Annotated in this window: 15 protein-coding genes; 10 read left to right on the top strand and 5 right to left on the bottom strand. The window is 40.9% G+C overall.

Annotated elements, in window-relative coordinates:
- The first annotated feature begins 47 nt into the window (after positions 1-47).
- The 3 genes from gcvP to ACQY4U_RS06265 all read left to right on the top strand — a co-directional run bounded on the left by gcvP (position 48) and on the right by ACQY4U_RS06265 (position 4,063).
- A complete protein-coding gene (gcvP, locus tag ACQY4U_RS06275; protein WP_428328540.1) occupies positions 48-2,957 on the top strand; it encodes an aminomethyl-transferring glycine dehydrogenase in 2,910 nt (969 codons plus the stop codon).
- 147 nt (positions 2,958-3,104) lie between these two features.
- Entirely contained in the window at positions 3,105-3,416 is a 312-nt protein-coding gene (locus tag ACQY4U_RS06270; RefSeq protein WP_428328539.1) for an antibiotic biosynthesis monooxygenase family protein, read from the top strand.
- A 284-nt stretch (positions 3,417-3,700) separates the two neighbouring features.
- Entirely contained in the window at positions 3,701-4,063 is a 363-nt protein-coding gene (locus ACQY4U_RS06265; protein ID WP_428328538.1) for a TM2 domain-containing protein, read from the top strand.
- 132 nt (positions 4,064-4,195) lie between these two features.
- Here the strand turns inward: ACQY4U_RS06265 and ACQY4U_RS06260 are convergent, their stop codons facing one another.
- Positions 4,196-5,836: a M28 family metallopeptidase gene (locus ACQY4U_RS06260; RefSeq protein WP_428328537.1), complete on the bottom strand. Its 1,641-nt coding sequence runs from the start codon at positions 5,834-5,836 to the stop codon at positions 4,196-4,198.
- A 196-nt stretch (positions 5,837-6,032) separates the two neighbouring features.
- Between ACQY4U_RS06260 and ACQY4U_RS06255 the strand changes: the two genes are divergently transcribed.
- The 3 genes from ACQY4U_RS06255 (at position 6,033) to ACQY4U_RS06245 (ending at position 7,972) form a co-directional block, all read left to right on the top strand.
- Entirely contained in the window at positions 6,033-6,398 is a 366-nt protein-coding gene (locus ACQY4U_RS06255; protein ID WP_428328536.1) for a hypothetical protein, read from the top strand.
- A gap of 121 nt (positions 6,399-6,519) precedes the next feature.
- On the top strand, positions 6,520-7,212 hold the full coding sequence (locus ACQY4U_RS06250; protein WP_428328535.1) for an SIMPL domain-containing protein: 693 nt from the start codon (positions 6,520-6,522) through the stop codon (positions 7,210-7,212).
- Positions 7,213-7,558: 346 nt separating this feature from the next.
- Positions 7,559-7,972 (top strand): hypothetical protein, encoded by a 414-nt coding sequence (locus tag ACQY4U_RS06245; RefSeq protein ID WP_428328534.1) that lies wholly within the window; start codon positions 7,559-7,561, stop codon positions 7,970-7,972.
- Positions 7,973-8,074: 102 nt separating this feature from the next.
- Here ACQY4U_RS06245 and serS read toward each other — a convergent pair whose 3' ends face one another.
- Entirely contained in the window at positions 8,075-9,346 is a 1,272-nt protein-coding gene (gene serS / locus ACQY4U_RS06240; RefSeq protein WP_428328533.1) for a serine--tRNA ligase, read from the bottom strand.
- Between the two features lie 121 nt (positions 9,347-9,467).
- Here serS and rsmI point away from each other — a divergent pair, with 121 nt between their 5' ends.
- Positions 9,468-10,184, top strand: coding sequence for a 16S rRNA (cytidine(1402)-2'-O)-methyltransferase (gene rsmI, locus ACQY4U_RS06235; protein ID WP_428328532.1), 717 nt, complete (start codon positions 9,468-9,470; stop codon positions 10,182-10,184).
- 60 nt (positions 10,185-10,244) lie between these two features.
- Positions 10,245-11,864, top strand: coding sequence for an apolipoprotein N-acyltransferase (gene lnt / locus ACQY4U_RS06230; RefSeq protein ID WP_428328531.1), 1,620 nt, complete (start codon positions 10,245-10,247; stop codon positions 11,862-11,864).
- A gap of 89 nt (positions 11,865-11,953) precedes the next feature.
- On the opposite strand, the gene ACQY4U_RS06225 is transcribed toward lnt, so the two are convergent.
- Together ACQY4U_RS06225 and ACQY4U_RS06220 are read right to left on the bottom strand one after the other, a co-directional pair.
- The gene (locus tag ACQY4U_RS06225; RefSeq protein WP_428328530.1) at positions 11,954-12,805 is read right to left on the bottom strand and encodes an N-acetylglucosamine kinase; all 852 of its coding nucleotides are present in this window, start codon (positions 12,803-12,805) and stop codon (positions 11,954-11,956) included.
- Positions 12,802-13,182: a response regulator gene (locus tag ACQY4U_RS06220; RefSeq protein ID WP_428328529.1), complete on the bottom strand. Its 381-nt coding sequence runs from the start codon at positions 13,180-13,182 to the stop codon at positions 12,802-12,804. Before ACQY4U_RS06220 ends, ACQY4U_RS06225 begins: the two co-directional genes overlap by 4 nt.
- Positions 13,183-13,467: 285 nt before the next feature.
- On the opposite strand from ACQY4U_RS06220, the gene ACQY4U_RS06215 reads away from it, so the two are divergent.
- Positions 13,468-15,270 carry a M61 family metallopeptidase gene (locus ACQY4U_RS06215; RefSeq protein ID WP_428328528.1) on the top strand — a complete coding sequence of 601 codons (1,803 nt, stop codon included), beginning with the start codon at positions 13,468-13,470 and terminating at the stop codon, positions 15,268-15,270.
- A gap of 272 nt (positions 15,271-15,542) precedes the next feature.
- On the top strand, positions 15,543-15,698 hold the full coding sequence (locus tag ACQY4U_RS06210; RefSeq protein WP_428328527.1) for a lmo0937 family membrane protein: 156 nt from the start codon (positions 15,543-15,545) through the stop codon (positions 15,696-15,698).
- Positions 15,699-15,758: 60 nt separating this feature from the next.
- On the opposite strand, the gene ligD is transcribed toward ACQY4U_RS06210, so the two are convergent.
- Positions 15,759-18,263, bottom strand: coding sequence for a DNA ligase D (ligD, locus tag ACQY4U_RS06205; protein WP_428328526.1), 2,505 nt, complete (start codon positions 18,261-18,263; stop codon positions 15,759-15,761).

Below are 18,263 nucleotides of genomic sequence, written 5' to 3'. Positions count from 1 at the left end.
TGTGTTAAAATTGTACCTTTGCGCTAAATTTAAGGGATACCCATTTGATGATGTTGAATATTGATTACCAGGAAAAATTCCAATCGCGTCATATAGCTCCAAACGAAGCTGATACCGCACAAATGTTAAAGGCTGTAGGTGTAAATTCACTTGATGAACTGATCAGCCAAACCGTACCTGAAAAGATCAGGCTTAAAGCGCCGCTGAATCTTCCGCCGGCAAAAAGTGAGTTTGATTATTTAAACACATTAAAGCAAACGGCATCAAAAAACAAGGTATTTAAATCTTTTATTGGCCAAGGTTACTATGATGTAATTGTTCCGGGTGTTATACAACGTAACATTCTTGAAAACCCGGGATGGTATACCCAATATACCCCCTACCAGGCCGAAATTGCACAAGGGCGTTTACAGGCTTTATTAAATTTCCAAACCATGGTAATTGAACTTACCGGGATGGAAATTGCAAATGCATCATTACTTGACGAAGGTACCGCTGCAGCCGAGGCGATGTTTATGCAATACAGCCTGCGTAAAAACCAAAGCGCTAACGTGTTCTTTGTATCCGAAGAATTGTTTCCGCAAACTATTGATATTTTAAAAACCCGCGCACAGCCTTACGGCATTGAATTAAGAATTGGCGACCACCAGTCTGTTGAGTTAACAGATGATATGTTTGGTGCCATAGTTCAATATCCAGCCGGAAATGGCGCAGTTTATAACTATACAGCTTACGCTGCAAAAGCTCACGAAAAAGGCATTAAACTTACCGTTGTTGCCGATATAATGAGCTTAGTATTATTAACGCCTCCTGGCGAGTGGGGTGCCGACATAGTTGTTGGCTCAACCCAGCGCTTCGGGATCCCGATGGGTTTTGGCGGACCACATGCTGCATTTTTTGCCACTAAAGAAGAATACAAACGCTCTATCCCAGGCCGTATAATAGGTGTTACTATTGATAGTGCAGGAAACTATGCTTTGCGCATGGCTTTGCAAACCCGCGAGCAACACATCCGCAGGGATAAAGCAACCTCAAATATTTGTACCGCGCAGGCATTATTGGCTATTATGGCCGGTATGTATGCTGTATACCATGGCCCGGCTGGTGTTAAGCTGATTGCCGAAAGGGTACATGGCTTAGCTGTTTTATTAGCCGGATCATTACAGGAATTAGGTTACGAGCAGCTAAACGATTCTTATTTTGATACCATTAAGGTTGAGTTAGGTGTTTTAGCAGGCCCTCTTAAATCAGAAGCGCTGAATAACGAGATGAACTTTAACTATAAAGGTTCAACCGCTACTATCTCAATCGATGAAACTACATCGCCTGAGGATATTAAAAACATCGTTCGCTTTTTTGCTAAGGTAAAAGGCAAAACATTAAGTGATGTTAACTACGAAGAGTTAAAGGCTAATTTGGTAACCGTTATCCCTGCCGAACTGCAACGTAAATCGGCTTATTTAACGCATGCCTTATTTAATTCGCATCATTCAGAACATGAAATGCTGCGTTATATTAAATCATTAGAAGCTAAGGACCTTTCACTTTGCCATTCAATGATAGCTTTGGGTTCATGTACCATGAAACTGAATGCGACTACTGAAATGGTGCCGGTTACCTGGGCAGAGTTCAGCAAGATGCATCCGTTTGCACCAAGCGACCAGGTTGGCGGTTACATGCAGGTATTTGACGAACTGAATACCTGGTTAAGCGAGATAACAGGTTTTGCAGCCATGAGCTTACAGCCAAATGCTGGTGCACAGGGCGAATATGCAGGCTTAATGGTGATCCGTGCTTATCATAACGACAGGGGCGATAGTCACCGTAATATTGCTTTGATCCCGTCATCGGCACATGGTACCAACCCTGCATCAGCAGCAATGGCCGGCATGAAAATTACGGTTGTTAAATGTGATGAAAATGGAAACATTGACGTTGCCGATTTAAGGGCCAAAGCTGAACAATATAAAAACGAACTTTCATGCCTGATGGTTACTTACCCATCAACACATGGTGTGTTCGAAGAATCGATCATCGAGATCTGCGAGATTATCCATGCAAATGGCGGCCAGGTTTATATGGATGGTGCTAACATGAATGCACAGGTAGGCTTAACCAGCCCGGCCAATATTGGTGCCGATGTTTGTCACTTAAATCTGCATAAAACATTTTGTATTCCGCATGGTGGTGGCGGCCCGGGTATGGGCCCTATCGGTGTGGCAAATCACCTGGTGCCTTACTTACCGGGCCATGCTGTAGTTGATATTGAAAAAGGAAAATCTATCCATGCCGTATCATCAGCCCCCTGGGGATCAGCCTCTATCTTAATCATTTCACATGCTTATATTGCCATGATGGGCAGCAAAGGTTTAACCGATGCAACCCGTTATGCTATACTGAACGCTAACTATATCAAAACCCGTTTAGAGCACCATTACCCGGTATTATATACCGGTACAAGTGGCCGCTGCGCACACGAAATGATATTGGATTGCCGCTCATTTAAAAACTTTGGCATTGAGGTTACCGATATTGCCAAACGCTTAATGGATTATGGTTTCCATGCGCCAACTGTATCTTTCCCGGTTGCGGGTACGGTAATGGTTGAGCCTACAGAATCAGAACCTAAACACGAGCTTGATCGTTTTTGTGATGCTATGATCGCTATCCGTCATGAAATTGACGCAGTTGAAAAAGGCCTGTCAGACAAAATTGATAATCCTTTAAAAAATGCGCCGCATACGGCAGCAGTAATTACTGCTAACGAATGGGAACATGCTTACAGCCGTCAAAAAGCAGCTTACCCGCTGCCTTATGTTGCTGCATACAAATTCTGGCCATCAGTTGGCAGGGTAAACGATACTTATGGCGACAGAATGCTGATCTGCTCATGCCCGCCATTAACCGATTACGAATTTGAAGAAAGCGAAGTAACCACCCCTGAGTACGGAACGTGAGAATAGCTTACAGCTTTAAATGTGCTGGATGCATATAAATTGCTGACTAAATAATTAAATGCCGCCGGATAAATAATATTCAGCGGCATTTTTTATATCAGCAAAAAATATTTTATAATTACATATAGCCCCGCATTTATATTAAGTATGATAGCACAAACGCCACGCACACCTTACTATGCAGTAATATTTACTTCATTGCGCACCCATACGGAGGAAGGATATAGTTCTATGGCAGATGAAATGAACCTGTTGGCCCAGCAGCAGCCCGGTTTTTTAGGGGTAGAGTCTGCAAGGGAAGAATTGGGTATTACTGTTTCTTATTGGCAATCATTAGAGGATATCCGGAACTGGAAAGCCAATGCCCGCCATTTGTTTGCCCAACAACAAGGACGCGAAAAATGGTACGAAAGTTATAAAACCCGCATTTGTTTGGTTGAACGCGATTATGAGTTTTAGGATTTAGTTATTGCCATCAGAATCGCTTTTTACACCCTGCGTCATTGCGATGAGGAACGAAGAAGCAATCACCTACTTTACAGATCAAATCTTGCTTAAAGACTCTGCAAACAGTGAAGCTTCGCTATCGCCCGCAATAACGTGCTTTTTTAAAAATCTTGCCCACCGACAAAAAACCTGCATTTACCGACTTGTTTAAACCACTAACCTAATTGCCGTTGCCATTTTTGCTGCCGCGTTATACTTTTATACCAGATAATTAAAACAACAACAATCTGAATAAAATGGAAACTTATCAAACCTCATATACAGCATTTGCAGATATGACTATGGATGAATATAGTTTCATCCATCATGCATCAGCTGGGCTTACCCAAAACCAAATGCAAACCTTTATTGCCGTTTACAATAGCAGGAGGAAAAACCCAACCGATATACTATTAGCCACTTTATTAGGCTTTTTAGGATTTGCAGGTTTACAAAGATTTATGACCAACAAGATACTTTTAGGTTTAGCCTTTTTATTTACCGGCGGCTTTTTAGGTATAGGTACCCTGATAGACCTGATTAACTATAAAGGTATTACCAACGATTACAACAGGCATTTGGCCTACGATTGCTACCAGATTGCCAGGATGAATAACTAAGAACCAACAAGGGAGCCCAATAGATAAAAACTGAAAACCTCCCTACTCTATCATATATTATAAATTAAAAGCTCCATCTGCTTAATTGCTGATGGAGCTTTTATATGTGACATAATCTTATTAGACTAATTCTTATTTCTGCATTGATTTTTCCCTGATGGCTTTAAACTCCGAACCTGGTTTCCAGCCCGGGAAAGTTGTTTCGTTAGCCAGTTTATCGCCAATTTTAAAAAGCAGGCTGGCTACCTGGGCCATACCGGCCGTATTCATATCAGCCGAATAATTATCAGATGGCTGGTGATAATGCAGCTCATTATACTCCTTTTGCTTTTGCTTGCCCCATGCTTCGCCATGTTCGGTACTTTCGGCGCCGTTGTTTATATCCAATGCGGGTACGCCTACTTTGGCAAAGTTAAAATGGTCTGACCTGTAATAACCGCCTGCTCCTGGGTTTTTATCACCTACTATTTTTTTACCATCGGCATTGGTAAACTCAGCTACATAATCGTCAAGGTCGTTTTGGCCTTTACCTGTTATTGCAAAATCATTGGTTTCGCCATAGCTGCCAAGGGCATCCATATTTAAATCGGCTACTGTTTTATTAAGCGGGAAGATAGGATGCGTAGCATAATACTCCGAACCTAATAAACCCTGCTCCTCTGCCGTTACCGCCAAAAACACAATTGAACGCTTAGGTTTATCTTTTAATTGCGAAAATGCCTTAGCTACGCTTAAAACCGCAGCCACGCCGCTCGCATTGTCAACCGCTCCGTTGTAAATACTATCGCCTTTTGCATCGGGTTTGCCCACACCTAAATGATCCCAATGCGCGGTGTAAAGCACACATTCACCGGGTGTGGTGCTACCCTTTAACATGGCTATCACATTATGCGATGTTGAATATTTTAGCTTGGTATTAATAGTTAAAGATGCCATCATATTTAGCGGGATAGCTTTGAAATCGCGCTTGCGGGCAAGTGCACGGAAATCTCCGGTTATACCAGCTGCTGCAAATAACTTCCTGGCAGCATCCTCAGTCATCCAGCCTTCAACCTTGCAGCGCGAAAGGTGTTTGTCCTGCTGCTGAAGATATAGTTTTGCCCCTGTAAAGCTATTGGTAATCACATTCCAGCCGTAACTTGCGGGCTCTTTTTGATGAACAATGATAATGCCTGCCGCACCCTGGCGTGCAGCCTCTTCGTATTTGTAAGTCCAGCGGCCATAATAGGTCATGGTATCGCCTTTAAAGAAATTGCTTATGCCCGATTTAAACCCCGGGTCGTTTACCAAAACAACAACCGTTTTACCTTTAACATCAAGGCCGGCATAATCATTCCACTTATATTCGGGTGCCACAACGCCATAACCGGCAAAAACAAGCGGCGAGTTATTTAAACTTACTACCGGAAGTTCCTGGCGGGTTGAGGCCACAAAATCAGTCATGTAGTTAAGGTTAATATTTCCTTTAGCACCGCTTAAAGCCATAATAGCCGATGGTGTGCTGGTAATTTCAACCATAGGCACATCCTGAAAATAGCTGCCGTTATTCCCGGGTGCTAATCCTTCCTTTTTAAATTGCGATGATATATAAGCTATGGCTTTGTTTTCGCCGGGAGTAAATGGCTTACGGCCCATTAGTGAGTCATCAGCCAATACCGCGATGTGGCTTTTTATATCATCGGCTGTGATACTGGTTGGCGTTTCTTTTTGTTTACAGCCTGCTAATAAAGCTACAGAGGCCAAAATTACAAGACAGTTGTTTTTAATATTCATTGAATGGTGCTGTTTATCCAAATCTAATAAAAAAGATGAAATACTAAAGCTAAAGGCACTGACCGGATACGTACAGTGTTATGTATCAAACTGATTCAATACGCCCATTAACAACTATACAATAAATTGATTATCAATATAATATAACATCGGCACGTAGTTTGAGCATTTATTATACAGCAACAAGTATATTACAATGAGCCACAACAAACAACCCGAAAGACGCACCTTTTTACAGGACCGCCTGGAGATATTAATAAAAAGACAACGCGCGGGTAAGGCTACATTTAATGAGCTTACCGAGCTTGATTCCATCGTAAATGCCGACCCTGCCATCCGCGAAAGAATTATTATAGAAAGCTTCTTTCCGGATAAGGCTGATCATTTTAATGATCCATCAAATGACCAAGGGTTGATAGATCATCCACCAGCACAAAAATTGCAGCACCATAGCCTGATGAACCGGTTAAAGGCATTGATCAAAAGGATATTTATAACACAGATGGTAACTATAAAAACCAAGCTGTTAACTTTAGGTACAGGCAATGCCGTACTTGTATAAAATCCAAAAAACAATACGGCTTTTAATGAGGCGTGTATGTGATATGCACTTTTCAAATTATCCTTGTTAACCAATTAAACTTTACCTTCGTTGTTATAGTCTACATATCAAAATAACAACCATGAAAAAAGTATTCATTTTAATAACCTTTATCACATTTACCTGCGGTGCATTTGCACAGAATGTTGACCTGCGACGAAAAATTGAAGTAAGCGGCACTGCCGAACAGGAAGTAACGCCTGATATTATTAATGTTTCTATCTCGCTGCAGGAATACATTAACGGTAAAAACAAAGTGACCATTGATCAGTTAGAAAGCCAGTTAGAAGTAGCTGTAAAGCAAGCCGGCATTGCTAAGGATGATTTTACCATCAGCAGTACATCGGCTTATAACAATACTTACCAAAAGAAAAAGAACCCCGATTTTTTGGCAAGCAAGCAATATCTTATCAAGTTTCACGATCTGAATAAGTTTAACCAAATATTGGCTGGCGTTGACCCTAAGGGCATACAATCAACCAATATTGACAGCTACGATTATTCAAAAATAGACGATCTTAAACGCGATCTTAAAATAAAAGCACTCAGATCAGCCAAAGACAAGGCAGGTTACCTTTTAGCCAGCATTGATGAGAAATTAGGTGGCGCAATCGATATATCAGAAGTTGATAACAGTAATTACCCGGCCCCAAGAGCAGTGATGTATAAAAGCATGGCCATGACAGCAAATGCAGCACCAGCCGAATCAGATATTGATTTTAAGAAGATAAAATTAAGCTTCCAGATCAATGCCGTTTTTGAAATTGTAAAATAATTTTTCACCAAGATCCGGAACTATCATTTTGCTGATTTTCCGGATCCTTTGCTTTATCTTTTATAATAATTATAAAAAATTATTCCTTTTTAAATAAAATTGAAATTTATTTTCATAAAGTATATTTAAAAATGTCTTAAAAAAAATAAAATTACTGGTTATTATTAGCTGTTTTAAGTCTTAATATAACCCCGGAGTATCAAAAATTAATTTCTAATTAATTAGTGGCTATATCTGCTTATAAATATTGGGTCACTTATATATCCAACCAATTAATAGCTGACTTACAGGCACTTGACAATATGAATTTAACAATTTATATTTAGGCTCCCTAATTAGTTTAAGCATGATCCGTACGCGCTTTAAGAAAGTGCTTTTAGTTGCACCAGCTATTTTTCCGCATCAGTTAATGGCTGAGCATACCAACGTGAAACATGTTTCTGCCGTTCCCAGTATTTTCCCCGCCATTTATGAATTAAGCCCGGATCTGATTGTGTTTGACTATGAGTTTATGGGCAAAGAAATGGAAAAAGTATTGCGCCGTATCAAGGTGAATAAGTTTTACAGTCACATAAAGATCTGCACTTATAAAAACTCACCTAACGAAAAAACCGATAGCCTGTTGAAAGCTTTGGGGGTAGATCAATTAATTTACCGGGAAGAACTGAACAAAGCAGCGCTAAGTAAAAAAGCGGTAAACCCGTTAAGCGCCCTTATTGATGCTTCTATTATTAAGTGGGTTGCTAATATTACCGGGTAACTAAAGTTTATTCCCCTCGTATATTCTCACAAAACCGCTATAAAAAAACAGCTCATTATAGTTGTTTCTATAATGAGCTGTTTTGTATTTAATTTACAGTAATTAATCTATCCACTCAAATTTAGTGTAAGGCACTAATACTTCAGGAATCCTGATCCCTTTTTCAGTCTGGTTATTTTCAAGCAGGGTTGCAACAATACGTGGTAAAGCCAATGCACTGCCATTAAGGGTATGCGCTAACTGTGTTTTACCTTCGGCATTGCGGAAACGCAGCTTTAAGCGGTTGCTTTGAAAAGTTTCAAAGTTTGATACGGATGAAACTTCGAGCCAGCGCTGCTGTGCCGCGCTCCAGGTTTCCATATCATAAGTTAGGGCTGCGGTAAAGCTCATATCGCCGCCGCATAATCTTAATACACGGTAAGGTAAGCCCAATTTTTGAAGCAGACTCTGCACATGATTGCTCATTTGCTCAATCACATTATATGAATCATCAGGGTGCACTACCTGTACCAATTCTACCTTATCAAACTGGTGCAAACGGTTAAGGCCACGCACATGCGCACCGTATGAACCTGCCTCGCGGCGAAAACATGGGGTATAGCCACAGTTTTTAACAGGCAGTTCATCACCTTTTAAAATAACATCGCGGTACAGGTTAGTGATAGGCACTTCGGCAGTGGGTATAAGGTATAAATTATCGTTACCAACAAAATACATCTGGCCCTCTTTATCCGGCAGTTGCCCCGTTCCAAAGCCTGATGCTTCATTAACTAATAAAGGCAGCATCAGTTCTCTATATCCAGCCTTTTCGGCCTCATCTAAAAAGAAAGCAATAAGTGCCCTTTGCAGTTTAGCACCTTTGCCTTTATAAACCGGGAAACCGGCGCCTGTTATTTTAACACCTAATTCAAAATCAATCAGGCCGTATTTTGTTGCCAGTTCCCAATGTGGTAAAGCACTTTCGGGCAATACGGGTTTTGTACCGTTTTCAAGTACCACAACATTTTCTTCGGGGGTTGACCCTGCCGGAACTGAACTATGCGGCAGATTTGGTAACAACACCAATTTTTGCTGCAATTCATCTTCGGTAGCGGCTAAGGTTTCGCTTAGCTGTTTTATATCTTCTTTCCAGGTACCTGTTTTTGATTTCAGGCCTTCGGCTTCTTCCTTTTTGCCGGCACGCATCAGCTCACCAATTTGCTTTGCTGCTGCATTGGCCTCGGCCGATATGCTATCCATGCTGGTTTGTGTCTGGCGGCGTTTTTCATCTAACTGAAGTATTTCATCAATTAAAAGCGGCTGTTTAAAATTTTTTACAGCCAAACGTTCTAAAACCTGTTCCCTGTTATCGCGGATATAAGTAACTTGCAGCATTTATATTATTTTTAGGCAAAGATATAAATAAGTCCATAGTCCATAGTCTATAGTTCCATAGTAATTTGAGTTTATGTGCCATGAATAAAATAATAGTTTCTATGCGACAAACAATTAACAAATGAACCAGCAAGGTAAATTATACTTAGTACCCACACCAATAGGCAACCTTGAGGATATTACCTTCAGGGCTATCCGTATACTAAAAGAGGTAGATTTGATTTTAGCAGAGGATACCCGCACATCCGCCCCGCTGCTTAAACATTTCGAGATCCACCAAAAGGTATTTTCTCACCATCAGCATAATGAGCACCAGTCATCAAACGAGATCATTAAGTTTTTAAAGGAAGGTAAAAACATCGCCCTAATATCTGATGCGGGTACGCCCGCCATATCCGACCCCGGTTTTTACCTGGTTCGCGAGGCTTTAAAAAACGAGATAGCGGTTGAATGCCTGCCCGGCGCAACGGCCTTTGTCCCGGCCCTGGTTAACTCCGGCTTTCCTACTGACCGGTTTTGCTTTGAGGGATTTTTGCCCTTGAAAAAAGGCCGTCAAACACGCTATAAAACACTGGCGACTGAAGAGCGGACACTGATCTTATACGAATCGCCGCACCGGGTATTAAAAACACTGGATGAAATGGCTACCTATTTTGGTGCAGACAGGCAGATCTCCGTATCGCGAGAGCTGACAAAAATGTTTGAAGAAACCGTAAGAGGTACGGTTGCCGAAGTTAAACTCTATTTTGAAACCCACCCTTTAAAGGGCGAGTTTGTGATGTGCGTGGCAGGAGCTTCGCCAAAAACATCAAAGGAAAAAGATCAGGAAGCTGATTAAAACTGTTTTATATACCGTGACACTGCAGCATCCCTGCAATATACTTTTGGAATAAATTTTATGAAGAAAAATATCCTACTATCCATATTTTCAGGACTATTGTTATGGATAGCGTGGCCACCAACGCCTTATACTACCATTTTACTTTTTATCGGCTTGCTGCCAATGCTGGTGGCCATTGAAAATATCATCCGGTCTGATTATTCTAAAAAAGGTAAAAAAATCTTCGGCACTGCATTTTTGGGCTTTTTTGTGTGGAACACTTTATCCATTTACTGGGTGTATAATGCCTTAAAAATTGTTGGCGAGGTAGTAGCCGTGCCTATATCTTTTATCCCTTATGCCCTGGGGCCATTATTAATGGCAACGGCATTTTGGTTGTATTACCGTTTCAGGCTGGTAACAAACCGTGGCCTGGGCCTTGTGGCATTGGTGTGCTTTTGGATAACTTACGAATACCTGCACCAAAGCTGGGATCTCAACTTTCCATGGATGACATTGGGCAATGGCTTTGCCGTAAGCCACAAATGGATACAATGGTATGAATATACCGGAGTTTATGGTGGTACCGTATGGGTTTGGACGGTAAACATACTGGCATTTTTAGTATATGCAGGGTTAAGAGAAGGGCAAAACAAACAGCTCAGGCTTAAGCTTATTTCGGCATTTGTTGTGGTGCTGATGGCCCCAATTTGCTTTTCACTATACCAGTACAGTAATTACCACGAACAGGTAAACCCATCAAATATTGTGGTAGTACAGCCAAATATTGACCCTTACGCCAAGGAAACAGATGTGCCCGCACAGGAACAATTAAAGATCCTTACCAATTTGTCTGACTCTATTGGCCAGCCTAATACCGAGTTTTTTTTATGGCCCGAAACCGCAATACCTGACCCTATAAATGAGGACAGGATACGTACCAACAATTATTTTTTGGAGGCACAACACTTTTTAAATAAGTACAAAAACGGCAACCTGATAACCGGAGCCGAAACGTTTAAGCTATACAATACCGATGCTACGTCTACGGCCCGGCCAATGGACGGACAGTTTTATGATTCGTTTAACGCGGCCATCAATATTGAAAACTCTGCCGAGGTGCAATTTTATCATAAATCAAAATTAGTACCAGGGGCTGAGTCAATGCCATTTGGATCGGCACTTTCGTTTTTAAAACCTGTATTTGCACATTTGGGTGGGGCAACGGGCAATTACGGCAGTCAGCCGGACCCATCTGTATTCTACTCACAAAGCGGGATAGGCGCTGCACCTGTTATTTGTTATGAATCTATCTGGGGTGGCTGGGTTGCAAAATCGATACACCAGGGTGCGCAGTTTATTGCCATTATAACCAACGATGGCTGGTGGGAAAACACATCAGGGAAAGACCAGCATGTTGATTATGCCAAGCTTCGTGCCATTGAAACCCGCCGCTGGGTTTGCCGGTCGGCCAATACGGGGATCTCCGCATTTATTAACCAGCGTGGCGATATGGTACAACAATCAAAATGGTGGGTTAAAACAGCCCTTAAACAGGATATTAACCTAAACTCCGACCTTACATTTTATGTTTTATATGGCGATTATTTAGCTCAACTTGGCTGCCTGCTTGCTTTATTGGGTATTGGCTTTATTGTGCTGAAAAGATTTTTGGTCAGGAAAAAAGTAGTGGTGTAGCCTCAACTAAATCCTCTCCAAAAAAGAGGACTTTAACCTTCGCAATTTTTTATTAGCACCCTCTCCTGTGGAGAGGGCAGGGTGAGGTTTTATGCCTCCCTGCTTAATATAAAAGCAAGCAGATCATGTATCGGTTGTTTAATGATCTTACCTATATGGATTCCATGCTCATCACAAACAGCTTTAAGCTCATCTGTAAAAACATAGGCTATAGAGCCTACAAAGTGACATTTGTATTTATGGTATTGCGGGTACGATTTAATATTGGTTTCAATAAACTCCAACAGGCCCTTGCGCAACAGGTTTTGTGCATACCCGGTAGTTCTGATCTCTCCTAAAAAACGGCAGAACGATGCCAGGTAAGAGTTAGCCCTCGGGGTTTGATAAACGTATTCTATAACCGTTTGCTTATCCAGATGATAGGCCTCATAAAACTTATGGCTGATATCATAAGGCATTTTATTGTACAAAAAATCAGTTACCAGCGCTTTGCCAAACCAGGTACCGGCACCTTCATCGCCTAATACAAAACCAAGACCATGCTGCCCTGCATGAATATCATTCCCATCAAAAAAAGAAATATTTGAGCCGGTTCCAAGCACACAGCAAAGGCCTTTTTCGTGCCCGCAGGTGGCATAGGCACAGCCTAAAAGATCACTGTCAACGCTGATGTATGATTTGTTGAACAACTGGCTGATGGCATTGGTTACAATCTCATGCCTGTCGGGGCTGGAGCAGCCTGCACCAAAAAAGTATATCTCTGTAATATCATTGGCATAGGCTATCAGATCAACGGCCTGCTCCTGCAATATTTTTACAATTTCTTTTTCAGATAAAAAGTAAGGATTTAAACCTGCGGTTCTGAATTGCTTTACTTCATTATCAGGAAGGGTAAGCAACCAATCTGTCTTTGTCGACCCGCTATCAGCCACTAAGATCATGGACAAAGTTCTTCGAGTGCTTTTTGTGTAAGTGGTTTGTGAATAAACTGGGTGATATACTTATTATCTGCTGATTTTTTAAGGTCCACAGGGTCAAGTGATGACGAAAGCATAAATATTTTTATTTCACTCTTATCAATATCTATCTTATCATATTCTTCCAAAAACTCAAAACCACTCATTAAAGGCATCCTGACATCTAAAAAAATAACATCCGGTTTTACAATACCATCTTTTAGTGAATTGATAGCTTCAGTAGCAGAGCGGACCACAATAATGTTGCCGGCAAAGTTACTGCCTTCCAATATTTTACGGGTGACAAAATTATCTATGTAATTGTCATCAATCAGCAAACAAGTTTCAAAGCATATAGCCATTAAGTTCAAAAATAGCTTTTTAAACCAATTTAAAAAATATACTTTTTTATTATTGCATATTTAATGTTGCGCCAATCGTAATCAACATAATTAAAAGTATTTTAAGCGCTATTTTTGCACTTTCGGGGCAATCAAAATAATTATCAACACCTGCTGTATAGTTGTATATATCAATCATTTTACAACTGTCAGCCCTGCATAACAGCTAAAAATTTATAAATTGCAGTTTAATTTACGCAGCAACCTTTCTGCAAACAATAACATCATAAACTGACCTCACTAACAATGAAGAAATCAATTCATTTAGCTATCCTTTTTTTTATAATATTGCTTTTTATGGATACTACCAACGGCAATGCCGCACCAAATATTAAAATTTCATATACTGTTACCTTTCCCGAAGCACAGGCGCATTATGCCGATGTGGAAATGAATATTTCAGGATTACAGCAAAATACCTTAGATCTTAAAATGCCCGTTTGGACACCCGGCTCATACCTGGTAAGGGAGTTTGCCAAAAACGTGGAATCATTTACGGCCATGGCCAACGGGAAAGCCATAGCTGCCCCAAAAACCACTAAAAATTGCTGGCACATTAATACTGCGGGCATAACAGCAGTTACGGTAAAATACAGGGTGTATTGCTTTGAAATTTCGGTACGCACCAGTTTTGTTGATGCTTCGCATGGCTTCCTTTCAACTACAGGGATCTTTATGTATCCTGATAAAATGCTTAACCAGCCATCAACCGTACACATTATTCCTTATAAAGGTTGGACCACCGTATCAACCAGCCTGGATATGGTAAACGGCGATCAGTTTACCCGCCACTCGCCTAACTATGATATTCTGTTTGATTCGCCCATTGAAATTGGTACGCAGGATGTTTTTGGCTTTTATGCAGCAGGTGTAAAATACGAGGTATGTATGGTAGGCGGCGGCAACTATGATAAAGAGCGCCTTAAAAAAGATATGGCCAAAATTGTAGAGCAGGAAACTGCTGTTTTTGGCGAAAACCCTAACAAACATTATATATTTATAGTGCACAACTATCAGCGCGGTGGCGGTGGGCTGGAGCATTTAAGCTCTACCACATTAGGCGCATCACGCGATCAATATGGCAGCGAAGCCGGTTACCACAACTTTTTAAGCCTTGTTGCACATGAGCATTTTCACCTTTGGAATGTAAAGCGCCTGCGTCCAATTGTGCTTGGCCCTTTTGATTACGATAATGAAAATTACACAACCGATCTTTGGATAGCAGAGGGCTTTACCGCCTATTATCAAAACCTGATTTTGCGCCATGCGCATATCACCACGCCCGAAGATTACCTGAATGCTGTTACCGGCGAGATCAATATAGTAGAGAACCAGCCGGGTGCAAAAATTCAGCCTTTGGCCGAAGCCAGCTTTGATGCCTGGATAAAATCATACCGCCCTAACGAGAACTCGTTTAATACCGGTATCTCCTATTATGATAAAGGTGCTGCCGTAGGCATGTTGCTTGATTTGGAGATCATCAATGATTCAAAAGGTAAATATTGCCTGGATGATGTAATGAAATACATGTATGATACTTACTACAAACTAAAAAAACGCGGTTATACTGATGCCGAATTTAAACAGGGTTTTGAAAAATTTGCCGGCAAAAACCTGGATGAGTTTTACAAAAATTATGTTTACGGCTTAACCCCGCTTAACTATAACAAATACCTTGGCTATGCCGGCTACAAATCAACAGATGAATTAGCAGGCACCAACGAACCCACTTTAGGGGTAATGTTAGGTAACAATAATGGTAAAAAAATAGTTACCACTGTAATACGCGGCACTGCTGCCTGGATAGATGGCATTAACGTTAATGACGAACTGGTATCAATTGATGGCACCCCGGTAACCGATGCCGCTAATTTGCTTAGCGGTAAAGCGGTTGGTGATAAAATTATAGTTATTGTTAACCGCGATGGATTGCCTGTTACACTTAACGTAACCCTGTTAAGGAACAATAGATATAAGTACAAAGTAGATTCATTACCAAACCCTACAGCAGACCAGTTAACGGTAAGAAAAAAGTGGCTTAATTTATAAGCTGGGTAATTTATCTCTTTTTATAAACCGCATTATTGCGATAAGGAACTAAGAAGCAATCACCTGCAGTGCAGATCAACCCTCTTAGGCCCCTCTGTATGTCGGGGATTGCTTCGCTATCGCTCCCAAGGACGCGTTGACTTTACATATATCCGGCTCCTGAACAAGTAGTTACAGCGTACATTCCAAAATTAATTTCATAATTGTTAAAACATTTTAGGTGGATATTATATTATAATACTAAAGACTATAATCACTAAAATATATCTATCATGAATTCATTATTGTACATCATTGCAGTTATCCTTGTTATAGGTTGGGCAATCGGATTTTTCTTTACTGCTGTAGGCAGCTTAATACACGTATTATTGGTTATTGCTGTTATTGCCTTTGTTTTTGGCCTTATCAGAAGACCAACGGCTGTTTAAACATAAACTCAAATTCATTCTGTTAAAAAGCCCTGAACAAATAAATGTTCAGGGCTTTTTTTATTTCTTTAACAGTTCTAAAGCCTTTTTCAGATCAGCTTTATTTTTTGTCAGGTCCTTCCAAGGATTATCTATTTTATTTACCCGCTCTTTTATATTAAAAATGGTATAGTCGGATAGTTTTAAACTGTCAGTAACCTCGTGCCAGTGCAAAGGAGTTGAAACAGTGGCTCCCGGTTTTGGCCTAACCGAATATGGGCAGGCTATAGTTTGCCCGCGCCGGTTCTGCAAAAAATCAATATAGATCTTGTTTTTTCGTTTGGCCGGGCTTCTTTCCACACTGGTGGTATCCGGCAGTTCGTTGTGTATCATGTTGGCCACGTATTCGGCAAACATTTTCACAAAGTCGTAATCGTATTTAGCACCCAGGTAGCAGTAAATATGTAATCCTTTTGATCCCGATGTTTTGATAAATACATTCAGCTTCATCCGGTCAAAAACCTCTTTTGTTTTTAAGGCCGCCTCTACTGCCTGCGAAAACGGCACATCGTGCGGATCAAGATCTATCACCACAAAATCAGGATTTTCGGGCTTTTTATACGAACTTAACCAGGGGTTGATCTCAATACAGCCCATGTTTACCATATACAGTAGCGTAGCTGCATCATCACCGATAATGTAATTGATATTTTTATCGTTACTTTCTGAATATAGCGGCTCCGTTTTTATAAAATCAGGGAGATGCGCAGTATCTGTATCCTTTTGAAAAAAACCCGGATCTTCCGTTCCATTTGGTTGCCTTCGCATGGAGATCGGCTTATCTTTTAAATAAGGTAAAATCCAATCGGCCATATCCCGGTAGTAATTGATCAGCTCACCTTTTGTAATACCCTCATCTTTCCAGAACACTTTGTTAAGATGGGTAATTTTTAGCTTTTTGCGGCCATAGGTTATTATCACCTCATCGGCCAGTTGTTTATCAGGTGTTTCCATAACTACTTTTTCAGATTTTTTATCAGTACGTAAACCCTTAAAAACCGGGTGACGTAAATGTTTATCGGCAGTCCACTCCGAGTACCATACCTCGCAAACTAATTCTGGTTTAACCCAGGTAATTTTAGTTTTGTGATTTACCTTATCATCAAAAGGTTTTTCATCAGTTTCTAACGGATGCAGTTTTGCATATAGCTCTTTTATCCCGGCATCATCAAAGCCGGTACCGCAATTGCCTATGTACTGCATCTTATTGCCGGGCTTTATTCCCAAAATAAGCGCGCCAAAATGCTTCCTTGATCCTGCGGGGGCAGTATATCCGCAAATGATGGCCTCCTGCGAGTTTTGCAATTTAAATTTAAGCCAGCGATCTGTTCGTTTTCCGCTTTCATAATAGCTTTGTCCGTCTTTTCCTATTATACCTTCCCAGCCTTCTTTTTTCGCTTTTTCAAAAAGAGCAACCCCTTTACCCTCAACATGGTCGTTATAAATAATATCGGAGTTATTAATGGATGCCACGAATGATTTAAGCAACGCCTTCCTTTTTATCAATTCCATCCCGCGCAGATCGTGCCCATCTAAATTCAGCAAATCAAAAACATAATACTTAAGCTTCAACTCTTTTGTATCGCTATCATAATGCTGTATATCCTGAAAACGACTTTTCCCGCTGCTATCCTCAATAACCAGCTCTCCATCAAGGATCGCTTTTTGTGGGACAGACCTTAGCACATCTACAATCTTTTTATAGTCATCACTAAAATCTATATCGTTGCGTGATATTAATAGAGGCTTGTTTCCGGTATAGCCCAACGCGCGGTAACCATCTAACTTATGCTCGTAGATCCAGTTTTCATTATCAAAAACTTTGGCTTCCAGCTTAGCCATCATGGGCTTATATGCTTTTTGTGGGTGTGGTTGCTTGTCAGCAACAGGCTCTTCTTCAATTATTTCAGGAGTTTTTTTTTGAGCCTTAACTGCCTTTGAGGGTGGCAAGGTGGTGGCCTCGCCATCCTTGTTATTTTTCATGGCCTTTATTTTATCAGGCACTAAATCCTCGCTGTTAAATTCATCTACGGCATGTTCGTCGCGGTGTTTTATCAACAACCATGAGTTATCTTCGGCTTTGTGCAGTTTTACCAGCGCAAATTCTCCTTTTAAAATATCACCCTTCAGTCTGAATTTTAAATTACCTGCTTTTAGTCCGGCACGTAAATTCTTTACATCATCTTTCCGTTCATCGCCCAGTGATTCATAAGTCCCCTTGTCCCATATCAGCACCACCCCCGCACCATAATTACCATTAGGGATGATCCCTTCAAATTTCCGATAATCGAACGGGTGATCCTCAACCATCATGGCCAGGCGCTTATCATCCGGATTCATCGACGGCCCTTTTGGCACGGCCCAGCTTTTCAGCACGCCATCAAGCTCCAGCCTGAAATCATAATGCAAGTGCGATGCATGATGCCGCTGCACCACAAACGATAATGTTTTCTCATCGCTTTTACCACTTTTGGGTTCTGTGGTTTTTTTAAAATCGCGTTTTTTAATATAATCCAGCAGGCTCAT

The sequence above is a fragment of the Mucilaginibacter sp. genome, assembly GCF_965277465.1.
Taxonomy (GTDB): Bacteria; Bacteroidota; Bacteroidia; order Sphingobacteriales; family Sphingobacteriaceae; genus Mucilaginibacter.
The sequence above is the reverse complement of the archived record's forward strand: the minus strand, read 5'-3'. Positions and strand labels throughout refer to the sequence as shown.

Bases quoted from the DNA above. Each gene is read 5' to 3' on its own strand.
- gcvP (WP_428328540.1), top strand. From the start codon at position 48: ATGATGTTGAATATTGATTACCAGGAAAAATTCCAATCGCGTCATATA.
- rsmI (WP_428328532.1), top strand. From the start codon at position 9,468: ATGAACCAGCAAGGTAAATTATACTTAGTACCCACACCAATAGGCAAC.
- ACQY4U_RS06260 (WP_428328537.1), bottom strand. From the start codon at position 5,836: ATGAATATTAAAAACAACTGTCTTGTAATTTTGGCCTCTGTAGCTTTA.
- serS (WP_428328533.1), bottom strand. From the start codon at position 9,346: ATGCTGCAAGTTACTTATATCCGCGATAACAGGGAACAGGTTTTAGAA.
- ACQY4U_RS06250 (WP_428328535.1), top strand. From the start codon at position 6,520: ATGAAAAAAGTATTCATTTTAATAACCTTTATCACATTTACCTGCGGT.
- ACQY4U_RS06225 (WP_428328530.1), bottom strand. From the start codon at position 12,805: ATGATCTTAGTGGCTGATAGCGGGTCGACAAAGACAGATTGGTTGCTT.
- ACQY4U_RS06210 (WP_428328527.1), top strand. From the start codon at position 15,543: ATGAATTCATTATTGTACATCATTGCAGTTATCCTTGTTATAGGTTGG.
- ligD (WP_428328526.1), bottom strand. From the start codon at position 18,263: ATGAGCCTGCTGGATTATATTAAAAAACGCGATTTTAAAAAAACCACA.
- ACQY4U_RS06220 (WP_428328529.1), bottom strand. From the start codon at position 13,182: ATGGCTATATGCTTTGAAACTTGTTTGCTGATTGATGACAATTACATA.
- lnt (WP_428328531.1), top strand. From the start codon at position 10,245: ATGAAGAAAAATATCCTACTATCCATATTTTCAGGACTATTGTTATGG.
- ACQY4U_RS06265 (WP_428328538.1), top strand. From the start codon at position 3,701: ATGGAAACTTATCAAACCTCATATACAGCATTTGCAGATATGACTATG.
- ACQY4U_RS06270 (WP_428328539.1), top strand. From the start codon at position 3,105: ATGATAGCACAAACGCCACGCACACCTTACTATGCAGTAATATTTACT.
- ACQY4U_RS06215 (WP_428328528.1), top strand. From the start codon at position 13,468: ATGAAGAAATCAATTCATTTAGCTATCCTTTTTTTTATAATATTGCTT.
- ACQY4U_RS06255 (WP_428328536.1), top strand. From the start codon at position 6,033: ATGAGCCACAACAAACAACCCGAAAGACGCACCTTTTTACAGGACCGC.
- ACQY4U_RS06245 (WP_428328534.1), top strand. From the start codon at position 7,559: ATGATCCGTACGCGCTTTAAGAAAGTGCTTTTAGTTGCACCAGCTATT.